The organism is Collinsella sp. LCP19S3_A7, from assembly GCF_052121995.1.
Lineage (GTDB): Bacteria > Actinomycetota > Coriobacteriia > Coriobacteriales > Coriobacteriaceae > Collinsella.
Genome location: NZ_JBQKDE010000008.1, coordinates 23,059 through 42,527 on the forward strand (window position 1 = coordinate 23,059; position 19,469 = coordinate 42,527).

Annotated in this window: 18 protein-coding genes and 1 tRNA gene; 1 reads left to right on the plus strand and 18 read right to left on the minus strand. The window is 60.9% G+C overall.

Going from position 1 to position 19,469, the window contains the following annotated elements:
* Positions 1-72 precede the first annotated feature (72 nt).
* The 4 genes from cysS to disA are packed head-to-tail and all read right to left on the minus strand — an operon-like array spanning position 73 to position 3,795.
* Complete coding sequence (cysS, locus tag ACTQV3_RS05105; RefSeq protein WP_441535965.1) at positions 73-1,539, minus strand: cysteine--tRNA ligase; 1,467 nt, start codon at positions 1,537-1,539, stop codon at positions 73-75.
* A gap of 3 nt (positions 1,540-1,542) precedes the next feature.
* Positions 1,543-2,037 (minus strand): 2-C-methyl-D-erythritol 2,4-cyclodiphosphate synthase, encoded by a 495-nt coding sequence (gene ispF, locus ACTQV3_RS05110; RefSeq protein WP_006234975.1) that lies wholly within the window; start codon positions 2,035-2,037, stop codon positions 1,543-1,545.
* Positions 2,027-2,755, minus strand: a complete 729-nt coding sequence (ispD, locus tag ACTQV3_RS05115; protein ID WP_154514770.1) for a 2-C-methyl-D-erythritol 4-phosphate cytidylyltransferase — start codon at positions 2,753-2,755, stop codon at positions 2,027-2,029. The genes ispF and ispD overlap by 11 nt, the downstream gene beginning before the upstream one ends.
* On the minus strand, positions 2,755-3,795 hold the full coding sequence (gene disA, locus ACTQV3_RS05120; protein WP_370450554.1) for a DNA integrity scanning diadenylate cyclase DisA: 1,041 nt from the start codon (positions 3,793-3,795) through the stop codon (positions 2,755-2,757). The genes ispD and disA overlap by 1 nt, the downstream gene beginning before the upstream one ends.
* Positions 3,796-4,043: 248 nt before the next feature.
* On the opposite strand from disA, the gene ACTQV3_RS05125 reads away from it, so the two are divergent.
* Positions 4,044-4,628: a manganese efflux pump MntP gene (locus ACTQV3_RS05125; protein WP_441535964.1), complete on the plus strand. Its 585-nt coding sequence runs from the start codon at positions 4,044-4,046 to the stop codon at positions 4,626-4,628.
* Positions 4,629-4,708: 80 nt separating this feature from the next.
* Here ACTQV3_RS05125 and ACTQV3_RS05130 read toward each other — a convergent pair whose 3' ends face one another.
* From ACTQV3_RS05130 to murI, 14 genes are all read right to left on the minus strand, one after another.
* On the minus strand, positions 4,709-6,166 hold the full coding sequence (locus tag ACTQV3_RS05130; protein WP_154514776.1) for an aminoacyl-histidine dipeptidase: 1,458 nt from the start codon (positions 6,164-6,166) through the stop codon (positions 4,709-4,711).
* Positions 6,167-6,488: 322 nt separating this feature from the next.
* The gene (locus ACTQV3_RS05135) at positions 6,489-9,131 is read right to left on the minus strand and encodes an ATP-dependent Clp protease ATP-binding subunit (protein WP_441535963.1); all 2,643 of its coding nucleotides are present in this window, start codon (positions 9,129-9,131) and stop codon (positions 6,489-6,491) included.
* A gap of 185 nt (positions 9,132-9,316) precedes the next feature.
* Entirely contained in the window at positions 9,317-9,910 is a 594-nt protein-coding gene (locus tag ACTQV3_RS05140; protein ID WP_441535962.1) for a DUF2798 domain-containing protein, read from the minus strand.
* Positions 9,911-10,220: 310 nt separating this feature from the next.
* Positions 10,221-11,789, minus strand: a complete 1,569-nt coding sequence (locus tag ACTQV3_RS05145) for a threonine/serine ThrE exporter family protein (RefSeq protein ID WP_441535961.1) — start codon at positions 11,787-11,789, stop codon at positions 10,221-10,223.
* 314 nt (positions 11,790-12,103) lie between these two features.
* Entirely contained in the window at positions 12,104-14,068 is a 1,965-nt protein-coding gene (gene lysS, locus ACTQV3_RS05150) for a lysine--tRNA ligase (protein WP_154514782.1), read from the minus strand.
* A 79-nt stretch (positions 14,069-14,147) separates the two neighbouring features.
* Positions 14,148-14,618: a transcription elongation factor GreA gene (gene greA, locus ACTQV3_RS05155; RefSeq protein WP_441535960.1), complete on the minus strand. Its 471-nt coding sequence runs from the start codon at positions 14,616-14,618 to the stop codon at positions 14,148-14,150.
* Positions 14,619-14,724: 106 nt separating this feature from the next.
* Positions 14,725-15,000: a twin-arginine translocase TatA/TatE family subunit gene (gene tatA / locus ACTQV3_RS05160; RefSeq protein ID WP_195838497.1), complete on the minus strand. Its 276-nt coding sequence runs from the start codon at positions 14,998-15,000 to the stop codon at positions 14,725-14,727.
* A gap of 112 nt (positions 15,001-15,112) precedes the next feature.
* A tRNA-Pro gene (locus ACTQV3_RS05165) sits at positions 15,113-15,189 on the minus strand.
* 49 nt (positions 15,190-15,238) lie between these two features.
* Complete coding sequence (gene ispE / locus ACTQV3_RS05170; protein ID WP_441535959.1) at positions 15,239-16,135, minus strand: 4-(cytidine 5'-diphospho)-2-C-methyl-D-erythritol kinase; 897 nt, start codon at positions 16,133-16,135, stop codon at positions 15,239-15,241.
* Positions 16,136-16,137: 2 nt separating this feature from the next.
* Complete coding sequence (locus ACTQV3_RS05175; protein ID WP_118206416.1) at positions 16,138-16,434, minus strand: Veg family protein; 297 nt, start codon at positions 16,432-16,434, stop codon at positions 16,138-16,140.
* A gap of 114 nt (positions 16,435-16,548) precedes the next feature.
* Positions 16,549-16,995, minus strand: coding sequence for a D-aminoacyl-tRNA deacylase (gene dtd, locus ACTQV3_RS05180; protein ID WP_117797049.1), 447 nt, complete (start codon positions 16,993-16,995; stop codon positions 16,549-16,551).
* Between the two features lie 3 nt (positions 16,996-16,998).
* Entirely contained in the window at positions 16,999-17,640 is a 642-nt protein-coding gene (rdgB, locus tag ACTQV3_RS05185) for an RdgB/HAM1 family non-canonical purine NTP pyrophosphatase (RefSeq protein WP_441535958.1), read from the minus strand.
* Between the two features lie 142 nt (positions 17,641-17,782).
* Positions 17,783-18,508: a ribonuclease PH gene (rph, locus tag ACTQV3_RS05190; protein WP_117799672.1), complete on the minus strand. Its 726-nt coding sequence runs from the start codon at positions 18,506-18,508 to the stop codon at positions 17,783-17,785.
* Positions 18,509-18,561: 53 nt separating this feature from the next.
* Positions 18,562-19,446, minus strand: coding sequence for a glutamate racemase (gene murI, locus ACTQV3_RS05195; RefSeq protein ID WP_117769301.1), 885 nt, complete (start codon positions 19,444-19,446; stop codon positions 18,562-18,564).
* Positions 19,447-19,469 lie beyond the last annotated feature (23 nt).

Here is a 19,469-nt window from a genome sequence, read left to right on the forward strand (position 1 = left end):
GGGCCATGCCCGACGATTGAAAGGCAAGGTGCCGTGGCTCGGGCGGTCGGGTGCTTGGGAAACCCGCAGGGGTTAGAGGGATTTGATACGGGTGCCGGCGGCGGTATCTTCAATCGTCAGGCCCAGGTCCTTGAGTTGATCGCGGATGGCGTCTGCCAAGTCCCAGTTCTTGGCGGCACGGGCCTCGGCGCGAGCCTCGAGAATCTTGGCAGCGGCCTCGTCCACGTCGTCACCAGTGTAGGCAACCAAGCCGGCGGCAACGCCCAAAAGGCCCAGCGGCAGCTCGACCTTGGGCTCGGGAAGCTCAACGCCAAACGTATCGAGCAGCTCGACCAGCGTATCGGCGGCAGCAAGAGCCGCGGCCTTGTCGGCAGCGTCGCCCGCCTGCTCCAGATACTGATTGCACTCGGTGACAAAACCAAAGACGACGCCCATGGCACCGGCGGTGTTAAAGTCGTCGTCCATGCACTCCTTAAAGGCGGCACGGGTCTCGGCAGCCTTGGCGGCAAACGCCTCAGATGCTGCCTCATCGGCATCGGCCGTCGCATGGTTCGCGGCCCAGCGCAGGTTCTCTACCGTACCGGCGATACGCGTGAGCGAATTCTCGGCACCCTCCAGGCGCTCCCAGGAAAAGTCGAGCGGCGAGCGATAGCTCGTCTGCAGCATCAGCAGGCGCAGGGCGGCAGCGGAGTGCTGCTCGAGCACCTCGGCCAGCGTAAAGAAGTTACCAAGCGACTTGGACATCTTCTCGCCGTCGACCAGCAGCATGCCCGTGTGCATCCAGGTGTTGGAGAAGCCCTGGTGCCAGGCGCAGGCAGCCTGGGCGCACTCGTTCTCGTGATGCGGGAAGGCAAGGTCGGAGCCACCGCCGTGAATGTCGATCGGGGTACCCAGGTAGCGGTGCACCATGGCGGCGCACTCGGTGTGCCAGCCGGGACGGCCCTCGCCCCAGGGGCTCGGCCAGCTGGGCTCGCCGGGCTTGGCGGCCTTCCACAGGGCAAAGTCGAGCGGGTCGTTCTTGTCCTCGTTCTCCTCGATGCGCGCACCCACCATAAGGTCGTCGATGTTGCGGCCCGAGACCTGACCGTAGTTGGGATCGCTGCGCACGGCAAAGTACACGTCGCCGTTATCGGCGGCGTAAGCGTGGCCCTGCTCGATGAGCGCCTTGATCATGGCAATCATGGGGCCGATCTCCTTGGTTGCGCGGGGGCGCACATCGGGATCGAGCACGTTGGCAGCGCGCATGACGCCAATAAACTTATCCGAGAACTCCGTCGCGACCTCGGCGGCCGTACGGCCCTGCTCGTTAGCGCGCTTGATGATCTTGTCGTCGACATCGGTAAGGTTCTGGGCGAACGTGACCTCGTAGCCGCTCGCGATGAGCCAGCGTCGAATCACATCGAAGCTGATGAACGTGCGGGCGTTGCCGATGTGGATGTTGTCGTAAACCGTGGGTCCGCACACGTACATACGGACCTTGCCGGGCTCGATGGGCTGGAACTCTTCCTTTTTATGGGTAGCGCTGTTGTAGATACGCATTCGTTACTCCTTAACGGTTTTCTGTAGCAGGCAGACGGCCCAGGCGCCAATTCCCTCGCCTTGACCTTCCCAACCGAGCTTTTCGGTCGTGGTGGCGGCGACGCCCACGTTTTCGACGTCAACGCCCAGGGCATGGGCCAAGTTGGCACGCATGGCATCGCGGTGCGGGGTGATCTTAGGCTGCTGGCAGGCAATGGTGCAGTCGGCATCGACAAACTCAAAGCCCAGCTCGCGCGCATAGTCCATTACGCGGGCAAGCAACACCATCGAGTCGGCACCCTCGTAGGCGGGGTCGGTGTCGGGGAACAGCTTGCCAATGTCTCCCCCGCGGCAGGCGCCCAGAATAGCGTCGGCCAGCGCGTGCGCGAGCACATCGGCATCCGAGTGGCCCAGCAGGCCGCGCTCGTAGGGAATGTCGACCCCGCCGATGATACATCGACGCCCCTCCACCAAACGGTGGACGTCGTAGCCGTGGCCAATGCGCAGGTTACTGAACATGGGGAAGGTCCTCTCTCTCGGCCATCCGCCCGAGCAAAATCGCGGTTACGGGACGCAAGTCCTCGGGCACCGTCACCTTAAGGTTGTCGCGCGGGCTCTGGACGCAGCGGACGCGCCCACCCATGCGCTCGACCAGTGACGAATCGTCCGTACCGATAAAGCCCTCGGCAATCGCCGCGGCATGGGCACGTTTCATGGCGTCGACACTAAAGATTTGCGGCGTCTGCGCGGCCCAATAGAGTTCGCGTGGCGGCGTCTCGACGATGTTGTCCCCATCGACGATCTTGAGCGTGTCGATCGCGGGCTGGCCACACACGACACCGTCGAGCGAGCGGTCGCTCACGAGCACGTCGATAGCGTGATCGATGGCCTCGGTAGTAATGAGCGGACGAGCGCCGTCGTGAATGGCGACGTATTCAAAGCCTGCCGGCACCGCATGCACGCCGGCACGAGTGGAGTCCTGGCGAGTATCGCCGGCATCGGCGAAGCTGATGGGTGTGTTATACGAATACGGGCTGATGGCCAGGCGGCGCATCTCGGCACGACGCTCGGCAGGGCAAACCACGACGATGTGGCCGACCTTATCGCTACGGTCAAACGCGCGGATGGACCAGCTCATAAGCGGACGGCCCGCTACATTGACGAGCTGCTTGCCACCGGGATTACCAAAGCGCTGGCCGCTGCCACCGGCAACGACCACGGCGCATACGGGCGCCATTATGCGTTCCCCTGTTTGGTGCCCTTCATGCGGTACAGGGAGTCCGCAAGAATGGCAGGGTTGTTAACGCCAAAGTCGCCCAGGCGCTCCGGATCCTTGCTGATGTCGTCCATGAGCTCCTGCAGCGAGCCATACTCGTCGACGATCTTCTCGGCCACGCCGTCGCGCACGACGGACACGCGCGAAAGCGTGCGCAGGCCCAGCGGCGTCATGACGGAGTCCTCGTCCAGGTCGTCGTAACCCAGAACCGCCGCCACATGCTGCGGGTCGGACAAGTCCTTGGGCGTCATACGGCTAAGCTCGGCACGGATCTTCTCGGCGTTTGCCTCGGAGGAATCGCTTGCGTAGTCGCGAATCATCAAGTCGTATTCGGTATCCATGCTGGAGCCGGCGAGCTGCTCGAGCTGCATCTGCACGAGCTTGCCCTGGTTGCCCAGCTTGACAATGCAATCCTTAAGCTCGGTCTTTGCCTGCTGCATGATCTCGAAACTCGAGAAAATGCCGGTGATGTCGGCGAGCGTGACGTAGTCGTCCAGCTCGAGGGCCGTCAGACGCAGCAGGGAGCGGTCGAGCGACTGACGGGTGGTCTGAAGCGTAGCGACGAGCTGGTTGACCGAGCTCATGATGGTGGTGACGGGCTGAATCTCATAGCTCTTGCCGTGCACATACACGTTGACGACGGCACGACGGGCCGAGACCGAGATCACGATGGCGTCGGTGAGCACCGACATGCGAGCGGCAGTACGGTGACGCATGCCCGTCTCGCTCGTGGCGAGCGAGGGGTCGGGATTGAGGTGGAAATTGGCGCGCAGGATCTGGGTAAGGTCGCCGTCGATGACGATGGCGCCGTCCATCTTGGAAAGCTCGAACAGGCGGTTCGAGGTAAACGAAATGTTGAGCGGGAAGCCGTCGTTACCGGCAGCGAGCACGTTTTCGGTGTCGCCGACGCAGATAAGGGCGCCCAGGTGACCGGCGATGATCATGTCAAGGGCGGTGCGGATCGGCTGACCAGGTGCCGTCAGGCGGATGGCCTGTTCCATACGCTTTTGCAGCTCGTTCTTATCCAAGGCATCGCTCCCATCGTATACGCTCCATAAACGTCAATAAGTTTCTCACGGTTTGCCCCTGTGACGCCCGCAAATTCCGATGCTTACAGAATGAGCGAACACCGCTTAGGTAGCTCATTTGGGACGGGGCTCTTTTGGCTGCTCATGTGGTAGCATCGGGTCTCATATAAATGAGGGAGTGGTCGTGTAATCGGGTTCGCCCGCAGAGAGGGGGCCAGACTATGGGACTCGCAGAGCTCGTGTTGCTCGCCGTTGGCCTTTCGATGGACGCCTTTGCCGTTTCCATCTGCAAGGGTCTCGGCATGAAAAAGATCAACCTTAAAGTCGCCGTTGTGCTCGGCCTGTTCTTTGGCGGCTTTCAGGCCGGCATGCCCGTAATCGGCTGGGCACTCGGTAGCCAGTTCATGGGCATCATCGGTCCCACAGACCATTGGGTCGCCTTTATCCTTTTGGCCTTTATCGGCGGCAAGATGCTGTGGGAAGCCTTTACCGAAGACGAGGATGAGGACGAAGGCGACGGCAAGGATGCCGAAAAGATCGACCTGGGCGAGTACCTAATCCTTGCCATCGCCACCTCGATTGACGCGCTCGCCGTGGGCATCTCGTTTGCCGCGCTCTCGGTCGATATCGTGCCCTCTGTATCACTTATCGGCGTCACAACGTTTATCTTCTCCGTCGCCGGCGTAGCGATCGGTCACACCTTTGGCGCGCGCTACGAAAAACCCGCCACCATCGTGGGTGGCGTCGTACTCGTCCTCATCGGGCTTAAGATCCTACTTGAGCACCTTGGGATCCTCGCACTGTAACGAATAACGGCCGCCCGGCATTACGCCAGGCGGCCGTTTTCATAGCCAGCCGTTTTAGAGCGGCTTAACCAAGGCGACCTTTACGCGGCAAGGCGCTTGAGGACGTCGATGAGCAGCTCGTAGAAGCGCTCGGCAGAAGCGAGCTCCATGCTCTCGTCCGGGGTGTGGACATCGGAGAGCGTCGGGCCCACGGCGATGGCGTCCAGGCCGTGCAGGGCCTCGGCAAACAGGCCGCACTCAAGGCCGGCGTGAATGGACTCGATGCGCAGCTCGGAGCCAAAGAGCTCGCGATAGCTCTCGACAAAGACGTCGCGGACCGGCGAATGCTCGGCATAGCTCCAGCCGGGATACTCGAACTCAAACTTGGCGTCGAAGCCCAGGACATCGGCCAGCGTCTGCAGGCGGTCCTTGAACTCGTTCTGCAGCGAGGTGATCGAGGAGCGCGGGGACAGCATGATCTTGACCTCGTCGTCAGAAGTGGCAACCACACCGATGTTGGAGGAAACCTCAACGGAGCCGTCGGTAGCGACGTTGCGACGGATCACGCCGTTGGGGGCAAGACGCAGGGCGCGGATGAGGGCAAGCGCGGACTTCTCGTCCATGGCCTCGACCTCGGCGTCGTCGGCAATCTCGACAGTGCAGGTAAAGCCGGGGTCGAAGACCTCGAGCTCGGCAGTGACGTCGGCGATAATGCCCTTTGCGATCTGGGCCGCGGCCTCGGCGGCAGCGTGGTCGGCGTAGACCAGAACAGCCTTGCACTCACGGTTGATGGCGTTGTCCTTGGTGCCGCCGTTAAAGCTAACGATGGCGGGCTCGCCGGCAACCATCAGGCGGTCGATGATGCGGGCCATGATGAGGTTGCCGTTGCCGCGCTCCAGGTGGATATCGCTGCCGGAGTGACCGCCCAGCAGGCCGGAGATGTCGAACGTGAGGGTGCTACCGGTCTTGTGCTCGCGCGCGATCGGGCAGGTGTAGGTAACGACGACGCCGCCGGCGCAGCTGACGGTGGCAACGCCCTCTTCCTCGGAGTCAAGGTTGATCATGGTGCGGGCGCTAATCTGGGACTTGTCGAGCGTCTCGGCGCCGACCAGGCCAGTCTCCTCGTCGGTGGTGAATACGCACTCGAGGGCGGGGTGAACGATCGAATCGTCATCGAGAACAGTGAGCATCAGAGCGACGGCGATACCGTTGTCGGCGCCCAGCGTGGTGCCGTTAGCGGTGAGAACGCCGTCCTTGACGAGCAGATCGATACCATCGGTCGTAAAGTCGTGCTCAACGGAGCCCAACTTGTCGCACACCATATCGATGTGGCCCTGCAGCATCACGGTCGGGGCATTCTCGGCACCGGCAGATGCGGGCTTGCGAATGATGACGTTGTAGACCTCGTCCTGATACACATCGAGACCGCGCTCCTTGGCAAACGCAACCAGGAAATCGCTGATGCCCTTCTCGTTGCCAGACCCACGGGGGATCGCGCTGACCTCCTCAAAGAAATGGAACAGCTGGGCGGGCTCATAGCCGGTGATCTTGTAGTCCATGGTGCCTCCTTGGCGCAACTGGTTAGACAATAAGACATGCGCCTTGTATATTCCCAGACTTCGTTTGCATAAACCAGTCGAAAACGCCGAGCGCTCTCGCATCATCGGCTAACGGCGGAGAAACGCCGCTTTATTAAGATAAAGCAGGTAGACGGACCGCGCCGAAGGGACGTTGGACCCTTCAACCAACCTCAACGCCTGATCAACGCTTATGCATACACCGTTGGTATGTTTAATGAGATTTGCTTTGAACGAGGGGCCTTTCCAACAAAAAAGGGCGCTCCTTTGGAACGCCCTCGTGGACACAAGGTTTTGTTACGCCCTACAGCGCGCCGGAACCGGCTTGCATCATGCCGCCGGGGCCCGAGCTTACGCCACTGCTCACAGGCGCGGCGTTTCCGGTGTGCGGCGCTTCCGGAGCGGTATCGCCCCCAAGCGCACCTGCCGGACGCGGCGCTGGGATCTCGCCCGTACCGTGGCTAAAGACGAACTTGCCGTCGGCCACGTCGCACATGACGGTATCGCCGCTGCCCCACTCGCCGGCCAGCAGCTCCTCGGATAGCGGATCCTCGATGAGCTTTTGGATGGCGCGGCGCAGCGGACGTGCGCCGTTGGTGAGGTCGGTACCCTCGGCTACGATCTTGTCGTAGGCCGCATCGGTGAGTTTGATGTTCATGCCGTTGGCAATCAGGCGCTGGCGCAGGTCGTCCACCAGCAGGTGAGCGATCTTGGTCAGGTTCTCGCCCGAAAGCTTCTGAAACACCACGATGTCATCGATACGGTTGAGCAGCTCGGGGCGGAACAGGCGCTTGAGTTCGCCCATCGCACGGCCCTTAATCTCGCTCGAGGTAAGACCCTGCTCACCGGTGGTGCCAAAGCCAACGCTCGCATCCTGCGCAATCTCGCGGGCGCCCACGTTGGACGTCATGATGATCACGGTGTTGCGGAAATCGACCGTCTTGCCCTGGCTATCGGTCAGGCGACCCTCCTCAAGCACCTGCAGCAAGATGTTGAAGATATCGGGGTGCGCCTTCTCGATCTCGTCGAACAGCACGACCGAGTACGGGTGACGGCGAACGGCCTTGGTGAGCTGACCGCCCTCGTCGTGGCCCACGTAGCCCGGGGGGCTACCGATAAGCTTGGAGACCTCGAACTCGCTGCCAAACTCCGACATGTCGAAGCTGATGAGCGCGTCCTTGCTGCCAAAGAGATACTCGGCGAGCGTCTTGGCGAGCTCGGTCTTGCCTGTGCCGGTAGGACCCAAGAAGATAAAGCTGCCGCCGGGACGACGCGGGTCCTTGAGCGGCGAGCGGCTGCGGCGCACTGCCTTGGCCACGGCCTCGACAGCCTCATCCTGGCCGATAATGCGGGTCTTGAGCACGCTTTCGGTCTGCAACAGACGACGGCTTTCGCTCTCGGTGAGCGAAGACACCGGCACGCCCGAGGTCACGGACACGATGTCGGCAACCTGGGCGACATCGATGGTGAGCGGGCTGGCGTCGAGCTCGGCCGTCCAAGCTGCCTTGGCCTCGGCGAGCTCAATCTCGGCAGCCTTCTGCTGCTCGGTAATCTCGGCGGCCTTGTTCATGTCGTCGCCCTCGGTGGCCTCCTGCGCGGCAGCCTTGAGCTCCTCCACGCGATGCTCGGCCTCGCGCACCGGCTCAGGCGCACGGTTGGCGGCAATGCGGGCGCGGGCGCCGGCCTCGTCGATGAGGTCGATGGCCTTATCGGGCAGGAAGCGATCCTGGATGTAGCGGTTGGAGAGGTTCGCGGCGGCCTCGATGGCACCCTGCGTATAGCGCACGTGGTGGTGCTCCTCGTAGCGCGGCTTGAGCGCGGTCAGGATCTTGACCGTGTCCTCGACGCTTGGCTCCTCAACATCGATGGTCTGGAAGCGGCGCTCGAAGGCCGGGTCCTTGGTGAGGTACTTGCGGAACTCCTCGGCCGTGGTGGCACCGATGATCTGGAAAGCGCCGCGCGCGAGCACGGGCTTGAGCATGGAGCTTGCATCGATGGATCCCTCGGCAGAACCGGCACCGATGATGGTGTGCATCTCGTCGATAAACAGGATGACGTCGTCGGCTTCGGTTGCCTCCTGGATTACGTTCTTGAGACGCTCCTCAAACTCACCGCGATATTTGGCGCCCGCGACAAGACCCGGCAGGTCGAGCGTCCAGATGTTCTGGTTCATAAGGTTCTCGGGCACGTTGCCGGCAGCGATCTGCTGCGCCAGGCCCTCGACGATGGCCGTCTTGCCCACGCCGGGGTCACCCAAGATAAGCGGGTTGTTCTTGGTGCGGCGCGAAAGGATCTCCATCATGCGCTGGACTTCCTTTTCGCGACCGATCACCGGGTCGAGCTCGCCGTCGCGCGCCTTCTGCGTAAGGTTGGTGGCGAACTGCTTGAGCGTGTCGGTGCCGCTCCCCTTTTGCTGCGAGGCGTCCGAGCCGCTAAAGAACGGCAGGCCTGTACCGGGACGCCCGGCACCGGCACCGGCGAGCGGGCGCTTCTTGTCTTGATCCTTGGCGGTAAGCTTCTCGATGGCTTTTTTAATGGAAGCGGACGAAACACCCAGGCGCATGAGAATGTCCATGGCCATGCCGTTGCCCTCTTCGACGATACCGATGAGCAGGTGCTCGGTCGACACATAGGTCTGGTTGTTCTCGCGCGCCACGCGGAAGGAACGCTCCATCACGCTGATGACGAGCGGCGTAAAGGCGAGCTTAGCGGCCTCGGTCTCCTCGCTGGGCTCGGGAACGGTGGTCTGGACCTCCTTGAGCGTGTCCATGATGTCATCGTAGGAGATATCGAGTGAGCGCAGTGCCTCGGCGGCAATGCCCTCGTCCTCCTTGGCGAGCGCGAGCAGCAGATGCTCGGTACCCACCTTATTTGAGTGAAGATCGAGCGCCTCCTGCTTGGCCATGGACATGACCTTGCGCGCGCGATCGGTAAAACGGTCCAACATGCTAGTTCCTCTTAGACGAGCTAGTTTTTCAAACGCAAAGCGCCACTCGTGGCGGCGCTTTGGTCTCTTTACCCATATGGAGTATATGTTAACCGCTGTGGCCTTTTCCGCGTGCAGCCATACGACAACGTCTACAAAAAAGGAATCGCCGGGTGCGGCGGGCGCTCTAGGTTAGTGGCTCTTGCCTAGCAGACGGGCTCGGCGTCCATACTCTCGGCAACGTCATCGACGACATCGGCAACGGGAGCGCCCGGCATACGTACGAGCTCCATATGCTGCTCTTCAAAGACGGTTCCCATGGGGAAGGCATGGCGGAAGATAAAGCGAGCAACCGGACCAGCCACCAGCAGGTTCCAGGGCAGGGCCATGATAAAGTTGCGCGGAATGTTGACGAGCCACATCATCGGCAGCACCTGCAGATTGGCAAGCGGGCCGCCGGGCATATGGAGCAGGCCTTCGCACGCGCCGTAGAGCGACATGATGATGACCATGGGAACGACCATGCAGGAGCTGACGGCGAGCGTCATGGCAAGCGGTGAGCTCTTACCCGGCGTGACCAGGAATTTAAAAGCGAAACCCTTGGCAAGGGGACTGGCAACAAACCAGTCGCAGCACATGGCAAAAATATAGGCAACGGGGAAGCCGAGCCACGCGGCGGCAATGACCTCGCCGTTGATGGCCCCATGCTGCAGGGCAACGTTGTAGATGCTCATCCAGAGCACCATGCAAAAGCACATGATAAAGGTAAACAGCAAGCTCTCTCGTTTATTGATAGGCATAAAGGGCAAAATCCTTTCTGTGTTACGCCGCGGTGCACAACAAAAACGGGCGGGCGAGATGGAGCTACTGGGACTTCATCTCGCCCGCCCGTGGTACGTGCGTCTGCGACTACTTATGTGGTGGAACTACCCTAACACGAACGGCGCGCGCTTCGTAAGCGTTGAGTTTATGAAGATGCAGGGCACCGATAATCCCCCGACCCCATAAGTTGCAGTGGAATACGGACTGTTTTGACCCTTTAAGCAGCAATTCAGTCCCTATTTCACCGCAACTCATTTGGTGCAAAGTAACCTGTCCCCCTTGTACCAATTAGCTGGTGTAGCGCCAGCGAGGGTCGGTGAGCGTACGCGCCACACCCAGCCCAACGGGCAGAAACGCTACGATGAGCACTGCGCGCACAAACCAGCCGAGCATATTGACTGTGTCGAAGGTGCACATGTAATACATAGAGCGATAGAGATACAGACCGGGCACCATAATGACAATCGAAGGCACCGTGAGGGCGATGCGCGGGTAGGTGAGCTTGACTTCGGCCAAGCTTGCCAGCAGACCCGATACCAGCGCGCCGATAAACGCTGCTGCCTCGGGAGGCATTCCCGTGCTGAGGCCCAGGAAGGGAATCATCGTCGGCGCATCGACAAGGGTCAGACGCAGGGTATTTGACACGGCGCCGATCAACCCAGCTGCCGCGGCCATCTTTACCGGGCTGTTGAACATCACCGAGAAGCCGAATACGCCAACGAAGCTCATCACCACGCGCAGGAGCGTAAGGGCAAGCGGCGAAAGGCCCAGTGGGGCAAAGTCGTCCGGCGCCAGTCCCACACACTCGGCAACCATCCAACCTACGAGGGTCGCCATCACAATAATCGACACAGCATACGAAAGACGCTCGATACCGCTTCGCATGTCGAGCTTAGCGATGTCGAGACCTGCCGTAATGAGCGGAAAGCCAGGAATCACAAAGAGCATGGCGCCGATATAGCCTTCTTGGTGCGACATTGCACCCGGAACAACCTGGGCGAGGCCGAGCAATGCCAGCAAATATGAGATACAGGCCAGTGCGACACCGAGCGTCAAAGCGCTGAACTGACCAAGGCCTTGCTTGAGAATATGGGAGCGGGCAAAGTTGCCGACACCCGCGCCCACGAACGCGCATGCCATCTCAATGGGACCGCCACCAAGTAAAAAGACAAAGGCGCCACAGGCGCAGGCTGCCGCAAGGCCCTGTTGCCAGGGCGCGTAATCAGGTTTTGAACTCTCAACGGTCTTGAGCATCTCGTGATACTCGTGCACCGTGAAGCGACGACCATAGGTCTCGATTTCCTTGAGGAAACTCTCCATCATCCAAATGCGATGGGTGTTGACGCCGGTTGTCGGCAGACTGACGACCTCGTTAAAGCAGTGGCCATCTTCGATGCAAGTACACTCAAACGACAGGAGACTTAAGTCAACATGGATGGTGACACCGAGTACGGCGGCGACTCGATTCATGGTATCGCGTACGCGCCAGGCACCCGTTCCACTCGCGAGCATAAGCATACCGGTGCGGCAGACGATGGATGATTTATCGGTGAGCGGCGCATCGACGGCAAATTCATCGCCTGCCGTCACGATCTGGTGCCAGTCAGTTTTCATATGGAGCGCGCCGGCACGAACGCCGTGGTGCATGGGGGCTCTCGAAAGCAGCGAGTTAAGGCGCGAAGACTGTGGGGACTCCGTTGATTCGTCCTCAACCTCATCAGTCTCTTCATCGACCAGATCAAAGGAATCAAGCGGCGCTGGCTCGCGACGGTCGATCAGCTCCTCGTCCTCATCATCAAAGTAATTGAACTGATCGAGCATGTCCTCTTCGATTGCGCGCTCGCTCGCATCGTCCATCCCGGTGCTCCCTTCCTATCGACTAACCCCCATCCTAGACAGCGACGGCTAAAGGAAACATAAAAGAGACAACTGTCATGCGAGACATGTGCACAATAGCCGTTGGGTAGTCGTTTAAGAACGTCCCCAACGACTACTCCGGCAACGCCGATGTTTTGGCAACGACAGCGAGCGACGTCCAGGGCGAACAAGTTGGCATGAAAAAGGCAAGGCATAGACCTTCTGGTCATGCCTTGCCTTTTGAATGACAAATTGTCGCCCTGGGCGGCGCGCAGCGTCGAGCCGTTACGCGGTTCGTAGAACCGCGTAACCCCCTAGTACATCTTTGCGCCGGCGGGGATGGAAGCGTCGAGCTGAATCAGATTGAGGCGCTCCTCGCCCTCCTCCTCGTGGATGGCACTGATGAGCATGCCGCAGCTGGGGATGCCCATCATCTTGCGCGGAGGAAGGTTGGTGATGGCGAGCAGGGTCTTGCCGACCAGGTCCTCGGGCTCATAGTATTCATGGATGCCAGAAAGGATGGTGCGGTCGGCACCGGTACCGTCGTCGAGCGTAAAGTTCAGCAGTTTCTTGGACTTCTTGACGGCCTCGCACGCCTTGACCTTCACAGCGCGGAAATCGCTCTTGGAGAAGGTATCGAAGTCGACGAACTCCTCGAACAGCGGCTCAACGGCGATCTTGGAGTAATCGAGCGTGGGCTTAAGCGACTTAACGAACGGGCTCGCGGCGTTGCCGGCCTCGGCGGCCTTGGCGGCAGCGGCACCGGACTGGAAACCCTTCTCGGGCTTCATGTGCGGGAACAGCAGGACGTCGCGGATAGAAGCCTGGTTGGTAAGTAGCATGACCACGCGGTCGATACCAATGCCAATGCCGCCCGCGGGAGGCATACCGTACTCGAGGGCGCGCACGTAGTCCTCGTCATACTCCATGGCCTCATCGTCGCCGCCGGCCTTCTCGGCCATCTGGGCGGCAAAGCGCTCAGCCTGGTCGACCGGGTCGTTGAGCTCGGAGAATGCGTTGGCGTACTCGTGGCCGGCGATGACCAGCTCAAAGCGGTGGGTCAGACGCGGATCGTCCTCAAAACGCTTGGCGAGCGGGCTGACCTCGATGGGGTAATCGCACACGAAGGTCGGGTTGACGATGGTGTCCTCGCCCAGCTCATCGTAAATCTCGGCGATGATCTTGCCTGCAGTCCACTCGGGCTTGATCTCCAGGCCCTTCTCGCGCGCGGCGGCAGCAAGCTCCTCGACAGGCGTGTCGATGGTGACCTTCTTGCCGAGCACGTCAGAGACAATATCAGTCATGGGGCGGCTTGCCCACTCACCGGAAAGATCGATGGTCTGGCCCTGGTACTCGATGACCTCGGGGTTGCCGATGGCCTTGTTGGCAGCCTTGATGACGCCCTGGGCGAGCGCCTTCATGCCCTCGAGATCGGAGAAGGCACGGTAGGCCTCCATCGTGGTGAACTCGGGGTTGTGGGTGAGGTCCATGCCCTCGTTACGGAAGATACGACCGATCTCGAAGACGCGCTCAAAGCCACCGACGATGCAGCGCTTGAGGTGCAGCTCGGTAGCAATGCGCAGGTAGCACTCCTGATCGAGAGCGTTAAAGTGCGTGATGAACGGCTTAGCCGTAGCGCCACCCTGAATGGTCTGCAGAATGGGAGTCTCGACCTCCATGTAGCCGTCGGACTCCATAAAGCGACGGAAGGTGGAGAGGATCTGCGAGCGTTTGCGGAAGGTCTCGCGAACATCGTCGTTGGCGATCAGGTCGACGTAGCGCTGACGATAGCGGGTCTCCTTGTCGGAGAGACCGTGGAACTTCTCGGGCAGCGGGCGAACGGCCTTGGAGAGCAGGGTCGCGCTCTTAGGGGCGACGGAGAGCTGGCCGCGCTGAGTGCGCACAACCACACCGGTCACACCCAGGATATCGCCAAGGTCGAGGGCCTTGAGCGTATTCCAGGCTGCCTCGTCCATGTCGTTGATGCGGCAGAACAGCTGAATCTCGGCGGTTGCGTCGCGCACGACGATGAACATGATCTTGCCCTGACCACGCTTGGCGACCACGCGGCCGCCGATCTTCACGACGTCCTCGGTGTCTTCGCCATCGGCAAGATCGGCATACTTAGCCTCGATGTCGGCAACGTAGTCCTCGATCTCGGAGTGCTCGGGATAGGGGTTCTGGCCCGCCTCGAACAGGGCGGCGCGCTTGGCCAGGCGCGTGGCACGCTCGTCGTTGAGCGTCGATGCCTGCTCGGCGGCGTTTTGGTTCTCTGCCATAAGTTAGCTCCTCAAACTAAAACGCTCCCCAGGATTCGGTCCCAGGGAGCGAAAACATACCTTTACGCGGGACCGTGGTCTAGCGTGTGATCTTGGCGATGGTGTAGACGCGAGTCTTGCCGGAAGGCGTAACGACCTCGACGGAGTCGCCCTCGCCGTGGCCGATGATGGCGTGGCCGACCGGGGACTCGTTGGAGATCTTGTGCTCGAGCGAGTTGGTCTCGGTGGTACCGACGAGCGTGACTTCCATGACCTCACCGTTGGGATCAATCAGCGAAACGGTGGAACCGATGGAGACGGTCAGATCGCCCGTGGTGGCAGCAACCTGAGCGTTGGCGAGAATAGCCTGAATCTCGGCAATGCGAGCAGCATTCTGAGCCTGCTTGTCCTTGGCGGCATCGTACTCGGAGTTCTCCGAAAGGTCGCCAAACGCGCGGGCTTCCTTGATGTCCTCGACGATCTCCTTGGCGTAATCGCCCTCACGCCAAGCGAGCTCCTCGACGAGCTTCTGGCGGCCCTCAGCGGTCAGTACGATCTGGCTTGCGTCCATACGGATATCTCCCCAACTATGATGTAACAATCAACTGTCAACATAACGAAAAAGACCGGCTAGCCTGCGGGCAAGCCGGTCAGGTGCTCACCCCAAAGGGATGGGACTACTCTGCGTCCGCGTCGCCGTCCTCTGCCTTCTTTTTCTTGGCGGCGGCGAGCTGGGCCTCGAGCTCTGCGATCTTCTTGTCCTCCTCGGACTCCTCGACCACAACGTCCTCGGCCTGCTTGGTCTCGTCCTTATCGTCGCCCTCCATACCCTCGCGGATATTCTTGACGGTAGAGCCGAGGGACTTGCCGAGCTTCGGCAGGTTCTTGGGCCCGAAGATAATCAGGACAACGACGAGAATAATGATGAGCTCAGGAGCCCTCAGTCCAAACATGTAGACCTCCACAAAACAGCGAGACAAGCTCGAATGAGTATACCGCGGGTATCGCGGTATCACAACAATAGCTAAAAAAAGGGACCGCAAGAAGCGGTCCCTTCTCATGCTCTGGTCGGGTTGACTGGATTTGAACCAGCGACCCCTGCGTCCCGAACGCAGTGCTCTACCAAACTGAGCCACAACCCGTTAGCTCGACTATAGTAACAAAGTTTTTCGCCACGTGCTAGAGAAATTTTTATTTCTTTGGCGCGTCGATTTGAACCGTGTTGGGAATAAGCTCAGTCGCGCAGGACCACCAGCCATTTTGCTGGGCAGCCCCGGCAAGCCTTTCGGCCGTGGCGGCGGTGTCGCAAATGGCAAACGAGCAGGCACCCGACCCGCACACGTCCACGGCAACGGTTCCCTCCTGTTCGCTCAGCCAGTCGAGAACCGCCTGGATCTGCGGCTCCATCAAAGCAGAAATGACGCCCAAGTTGTTATGGATGAGCGAATACGCCATCTTCGCATCACTCACGCTAAGAGCCGATGCAATGGCACCGGGCGCAGTCGCGGGCACCGGGGCCTCGTCAAAACGTCGATAGGCCTCAATTGTCGAAACGCTCGCCTCCCGCGGCTTGACCAGCACAACGGGCGTCACAGGAAGCGCGGGGTACTCAGTTGCCAGAACGTCTCCCCCACCCACGTAGAATGCGGGGCTCGCATGCAAAAAGAACGGCACGTCGGCGCCGATGCCACGCGCAATCTCGTCCAGCGCAGGATCAGTGCGGTCGATGCCCCACAGCTCAGCCAGGGCAACGATAACCGCCGCGGCATCCGTCGAGGGGCCGCCCAGGCCGGCGCACAGCGGGATGCGCTTCTCAATCGTCACGCACACGTTTGCCTCGCGCCCGAAATGATCGGCCATGGCGACGGCGGTGCGGTAGGCAGTATTCTTTTGCATGGGAAAATCTGATGCCGGAACCGTCTGGACGGTCAACGCCTGCGCCGGCGTGACCGTCACGGTATCGGCTAGGCCGACAGCTGCCATCAGGGAATCGACTTTGTGGTAGCCGCGGGTATCGCGCTCGGTATGAACCCCCAGGTAGAGGTTAATCTTTGCCGGCGCAGTAAGGATGAGGGACCGATCGGTCACCGTTAATGCTCCTCGAGCTGGTTGCCGAGCGGAGTAAAGATGTGCTCGCCGCTCTCGGGGTCGAACAGTTCAACCTGACCGGTAAGGACGTCGATGTACTGGTAGGACTGACGCGACTTGCGGCCGCGGCGCTCGTCAACCTCGACGATAAAGACAGCCGGGTGGACGCTCTTGATGGTACCCATGCGCTCGACAACGCGGGTACGGCCCATGTTGGCCTTCACCTTGACGCGATCGCCCACCATATCGGTCAGCTTCTCGTGGATGTCGTCGACGTAATTGACTTCCATCTCTTCCATGAACAGGGCCTCCAGAAGGTGCAATTCAAAAAGGGGATAATACCCCTAAGATAGACAAAACTCTAATACTATAGCACCCTGTTACAACCCCACGCAAGTAGCTAATTAGGCTACTTACAGATTGTCGGTATCGAGGACAATGGTGAACGGGCCGTCGTTGACCAGGTCGACTTTCATGTCGGCGCCAAAGATGCCGTGCGCCACGTGGTCGACGTCCTGGGCGACGAGCGTCAGAAAGTACTCATAAAGCTCGTTGGCGACATCGGGCGCGCCAGCATCCGTAAACGACGGACGACGGCCGTGGCGGCAATCGGCAAACAGCGTAAACTGCGACACCACGAGCACCTCGCCGTCGACATCGGCAAGCGCCAAGTTAGTCTTGCCGTTCTCGTCCTCGTTGATACGCAGCCCGCGGAGCTTGCCCCATAGTTTATCGGCCTCGGCACGCGTATCGCCATGGCCCACACCCAGCAATACCAGATAGCCGCGCCCAATGCGGCCCACGCACTCGCCGTCGACCGTCACACCGGCGTTGAGCACGCGCTGCACCACCGCACGCACGGCCTACTCCTCGCCCGTGAGTTTGGCGGACAGGTGCTCGAGTGCATGGAAACGATGGCTGATGGCGTTCTTCTCGTCCGCTGTGAGCTCGGCCATAGTCTTGCCCGGCGTATCGACCGGCAGGAACAGCGGGTCGTAGCCAAAGCCGTGGTCGCCGCGGCCCTCGTGTGCGATAACGCCCTCGCAGGCACCCTCGCCATAGGTGACCAGGCCGTCTTGGTCGATGAGCGCAACGACGCTCATAAAGCGTGCGGTGCGATCCTCGTCTGCCACGCCTTCCAGATTAACGAGAAGCTTGGCATTGTTGGCGGCATCATCGCCGTGTACGCCCGCATAACGCGCGCTATACACACCCGGCTCACCGTCCAGCGCGTCTACGACCAAGCCGGAATCGTCGGCGATGGCCATAAGGCCCGTCTCCTCGACCGCAGCCTGCGCCTTGATGATGGCGTTCTCCAAAAACGTCGTGCCGTTTTCCTCGGGGTCCTCAAAATCGCCCAGCTGGCCGAGCGCCACAAAGCGCACCTCGGGCATGACCGTGCCCAAAATGGCCTCGATCTCGGTGAGCTTATGGGCGTTACCCGTGGCCACAACAATGGTCGCCGCCGGGTCGAGGGTGTCGATGTCAATCTTCTCAAGTGCCATAGCTGGCCTCCTTGTCTCTTATAGCAATGCCGTGTAGAGGACGACGAGGGCCTCGGCCTCTCCCCTCTCAATCAACGGCAGTCTTATACTTCGGCGTTTTCGCAGATTAAACCTGCCAAAATCAACATCCCCTTTTGGCAGGTTAGGCGAGGGCTTGACGCTGAAGCTCGATGAGCTCGGCGATGCCCTTGTCGCCCAGATCGAGCAGGGCGTTGAGACGCTTGCGGTCGAAGGGCGCCTGCTCGCCGGTACCCTGGAGCTCGATCATCTCGCCGGAGTCGGTGGCGACGAGGTTCATGTCGACCTCGGCGTGGCTGTCCTCGGAATAATCCAAGTCGAGCAGGGTGTTGCCGTCGACGACGCCCATGGAAATAGCGGCAACCTGACCGGTAAGCGGAATGCGCTCGAGCTTGCCCGCCTCGACCCACATGGCAAGGGCGTCGTGCAGCGCCACCCAGGCGCCGGTGATGCTCGCCGTACGCGTGCCGCCATCGGCCTGGATCACATCGCAGTCAACGGTAACGGTGTACTCGCCGAGCGCCTTCATATTGACGACGGTGCGCAGGCTGCGGCCGATCAAGCGCTCGATCTCCATGGAACGGCCCTTGCGGTTGGCATGTTCGCGCTTGCAGCGCTTGCCGGTCGACGCCGGCAGCATCGCATATTCCGCCGTTACCCAACCGGCCTTAGCGCCCTTGCGCCAGCCCGGAACGCCCTCCTCGATGGTGGCGGCGCACAGCACGCGCGTGTCGCCAAACTCTGCCAGGCACGAGCCGTGGGCGTGCTTCATGACGCCGCGGGTGAGCTTAACGGGACGCAGCTCGTTTGCGGCGCGGCCGTTGGCGCGGTTGACCTGCATATATTCCATGGAACTATCCTTTCGGCAAAAGATGTGGCGAAGACTCCGGCGACATTGCGTGCCTAACCGAGTTCGTCGATATCGACATGCTCGATGCTTTTGAGCGGCTGGCCAAAGATAAAGCTGCCCGCCACCGCAAACTCGGCAATGTTGTCGGACGTGGTGGCAAAGCGATGCTGCGGCTCGGCGGTGTTGCCCGCCAGCTGCTCACGGCGCGTGAGGATATCGGTCAGCTCGCGGGTGGTCTCCTCGGCGGAGCTCACCACGCGCACCCCGGGCCCCAACGCATGACGGATGGGGCCCACCAGCAGCGGAAAGTGCGTACAGCCGAGCACCACGGTATCGATGCCACGATCGTGCAGTGGCTCGACAGTGGCGTTGACCAGCGCGCGAACGGCTGGCGTATCAAAAATATCCTCGTTCTCGAGCCACTGCTCCTGCAGGTGCGCGCCCGAGGCGAGCTCGTGCTCGACAACCTCGACAAAGCTCGAGGCAGGGCAGCCATACACGTCCACGCCGGCATCCAAGTCCTGGATGGCGCGCGTGTAGGCGCCCGAGCGGATGGTGAGGTTGGTGGCGAGCACGCCCACACGGCGCGTGCGGGTGCTGTTGATGGCGGCACGCGCGCCCGGCGCGATTACGCCAATCACGGGGACATCGAGCACCTGCTGAGCCAGGCGAAGCGCCGCTGCCGTCGCCGTATTGCAGGCGATGACCATGATCTTGACGTCGTGTCTCGAAAGCCAGCGCCCCGCCTGTAGCGCAAACGAGCGTACCTCGTCCTCGGTGCGGGTGCCGTAAGGGCAGCGCTTGGTATCGCCAAAGTAGTAGACGGACTCGTGCGGAAGCGCCGTCGCAATCGCGCGCGCAACCGTCAAGCCGCCCAGACCCGAGTCGAACACGCCGATGGGGCGCGTATCACCGGCCAGATTCTCGATATCGGACATTACCTCACCAGATTCTCTCTCGA

Excerpts from the sequence above, each read along its gene's own strand:
- disA (WP_370450554.1), bottom strand. The coding sequence starts at position 3,795 with ATGGAACAGGCCATCCGCCTGACGGCACCTGGTCAGCCGATCCGCACC.
- ACTQV3_RS05145 (WP_441535961.1), bottom strand. The coding sequence starts at position 11,789 with ATGGACGATGCGAGCGAGCGCGCAATCGAAGAGGACATGCTCGATCAG.
- rph (WP_117799672.1), bottom strand. The coding sequence starts at position 18,508 with ATGGAATATATGCAGGTCAACCGCGCCAACGGCCGCGCCGCAAACGAG.
- murI (WP_117769301.1), bottom strand. The coding sequence starts at position 19,446 with ATGTCCGATATCGAGAATCTGGCCGGTGATACGCGCCCCATCGGCGTG.
- ACTQV3_RS05135 (WP_441535963.1), bottom strand. The coding sequence starts at position 9,131 with ATGTTGGACCGTTTTACCGATCGCGCGCGCAAGGTCATGTCCATGGCC.
- ispF (WP_006234975.1), bottom strand. The coding sequence starts at position 2,037 with ATGTTCAGTAACCTGCGCATTGGCCACGGCTACGACGTCCACCGTTTG.
- rdgB (WP_441535958.1), bottom strand. The coding sequence starts at position 17,640 with ATGGCACTTGAGAAGATTGACATCGACACCCTCGACCCGGCGGCGACC.
- ACTQV3_RS05125 (WP_441535964.1), top strand. The coding sequence starts at position 4,044 with ATGGGACTCGCAGAGCTCGTGTTGCTCGCCGTTGGCCTTTCGATGGAC.
- tatA (WP_195838497.1), bottom strand. The coding sequence starts at position 15,000 with ATGTTTGGACTGAGGGCTCCTGAGCTCATCATTATTCTCGTCGTTGTC.
- cysS (WP_441535965.1), bottom strand. The coding sequence starts at position 1,539 with ATGCGTATCTACAACAGCGCTACCCATAAAAAGGAAGAGTTCCAGCCC.
- ACTQV3_RS05130 (WP_154514776.1), bottom strand. The coding sequence starts at position 6,166 with ATGGACTACAAGATCACCGGCTATGAGCCCGCCCAGCTGTTCCATTTC.
- lysS (WP_154514782.1), bottom strand. The coding sequence starts at position 14,068 with ATGGCAGAGAACCAAAACGCCGCCGAGCAGGCATCGACGCTCAACGAC.
- greA (WP_441535960.1), bottom strand. The coding sequence starts at position 14,618 with ATGGACGCAAGCCAGATCGTACTGACCGCTGAGGGCCGCCAGAAGCTC.
- ispD (WP_154514770.1), bottom strand. The coding sequence starts at position 2,755 with ATGGCGCCCGTATGCGCCGTGGTCGTTGCCGGTGGCAGCGGCCAGCGC.
- ACTQV3_RS05140 (WP_441535962.1), bottom strand. The coding sequence starts at position 9,910 with ATGCCTATCAATAAACGAGAGAGCTTGCTGTTTACCTTTATCATGTGC.
- ACTQV3_RS05175 (WP_118206416.1), bottom strand. The coding sequence starts at position 16,434 with ATGGAAGAGATGGAAGTCAATTACGTCGACGACATCCACGAGAAGCTG.